Annotated in this window: 3 protein-coding genes; all 3 read left to right on the forward strand. The window is 31.7% G+C overall.

Annotation, left to right across the window (positions count from 1 at the left end):
- Window positions 1-229 (forward strand): hypothetical protein (locus GGG_RS21465; protein ID WP_010117857.1); only part of this gene is annotated, 229 nt, incomplete at its 5' end.
- Window positions 230-497: 268 nt separating this feature from the next.
- Window positions 498-1,319, forward strand: coding sequence for a hypothetical protein (locus GGG_RS21470; RefSeq protein WP_227500516.1), 822 nt, complete (start codon window positions 498-500; stop codon window positions 1,317-1,319).
- Between the two features lie 65 nt (window positions 1,320-1,384).
- Window positions 1,385-1,727: hypothetical protein (locus tag GGG_RS21475; RefSeq protein WP_010117861.1), on the forward strand; the 343-nt coding region annotated here is incomplete at its 3' end.

Consider the following 1,727-nt stretch of genomic DNA (forward strand, 5'->3'; position numbering starts at 1 on the left):
GTATGAGCTAGGTTACAATTCTAGCTCTGGTAAAGCATCACTTCAGGTGGCATCGATAAAACGTTATTATCACAGCTTCGTTTCTGACTTTTTAATTTACATTTTAGAATATCAAATAAATTTGAATAATGCCATCGAAGAACAATTTGAAGAAATGTATGAGTACCTTATTTTAGAAAAATCAATGAAAGATCAGGAAAAGCAGGAAACAATCGCTGAGAAAAAATGATAATAAAAAGCACGACACCTCTGGCTATTCTTTCGCGAGGTTAAAAACATTTCATCAGTATTTGGTCAACAAGCATGATGCACCAGTAGTAGCGTACTTGTATGAACATCAGAGAGACAGCGGGAAATTTTTAAAAACACGGACCATTAGTCCGCAGATGTTTGAATTAATGATGAAAATTGTGGAAAATTATCCAAACATTTTAGGCATTTCAGGGAATGACATAGTTGCATTGCAATGGGTCTATCGACTCGCATTTAGACTAGGTTTGCGTATTGATGAAGTGACAGGCATCCGTCTCAATGATTTTGACTCTGCACAGCTTCGAAGTCATCTTAAAAATAATCGTTTATATTACGAAGCAAAGTCAGATCCTAAAGATACAACTTCAAATGAATCATCCAATTCAGATATTGAAAATCTGGTTTTAAAAATTCATTCCAACTCTCACCGTAATGTTAAAAACGAAAATGCAAATCGTCAGTTTGATTTATCCTATTTTTTAAATCCAAATGAATTTAAAGAGTTCTGTGATTTTTATAAAAAATATTTAGCTGCTTCTTTGAGCGAAGCGGAATTACAAGTACAGAATACATTACTCTTCACCTTTGAAAATCAACAATTATCAAAAATCACTAGGAGCTTGTTTAATCTGGTATTAGGGACAAGTGATCATTCATATACATTTCACGCATTTAGGCATAGTGCTGCATCACACTTAGCAATTTTATTGAAAGGCAGCCACCAGCTTATCTGTAGTTTTACTGACTATGACTCTAGGTTTGTAGGTAGGCTTAAAAAGCATATATTGCAAAATATCGATCATGCATCATTACATAGCGCAGATGTATGGCAACGTTTAGCACATCTAATGGGGCATGAAGACTTTAACGTGACCGCAAGTAGCTATATACATCATCTTAATATTTTAATTGCAGACATGTTTTATACAGCAAAACGTAAATATCAGCCTGAATTGATTGGTGCATTACTAAAAAATAGCAAAATTATTAATGCTCAATTTAAATCCTTAAAGATATCTGAGGATGAATCAGCTTTTAACATTCTTCAAAAATCTAAGTTTTTTTAAAGGTTTTTGAAAAACATAATGATCCAAAGCAATTCTTAAAAAAAGATGAAATTGAAAAAAAACAAATGAGTTTTTTATATCCAAAAAGATTTCTAGAATCATATCAGGAATGGAAATCAAATGACCGGATCATAAATCCTGAAGACCAGCTTGTTAACTTAATAAAATCAATTAGTAGACAATTTTATATTTATAAAGATAAAGAAATAGCTAGAAGTGAGGAGCGTGATCTGCAAGAAATGGATTTAAATTGGGAGCGAATGATCAATTGGTCGTATTTATATGGAATATGCCAGCCATTCATAATTGACAAAGAAATTACCCCAAAAGAAATTAAAAATTTTTATTATATTTTGGAAAATAAAATTTCATTGAAAAATGATCGATCAGTTTTAGTTTTTGAAGCAG

This window comes from Acinetobacter sp. P8-3-8, from assembly GCF_000214135.1.
In the GTDB taxonomy this organism is placed as follows: domain Bacteria; phylum Pseudomonadota; class Gammaproteobacteria; order Pseudomonadales; family Moraxellaceae; genus Acinetobacter.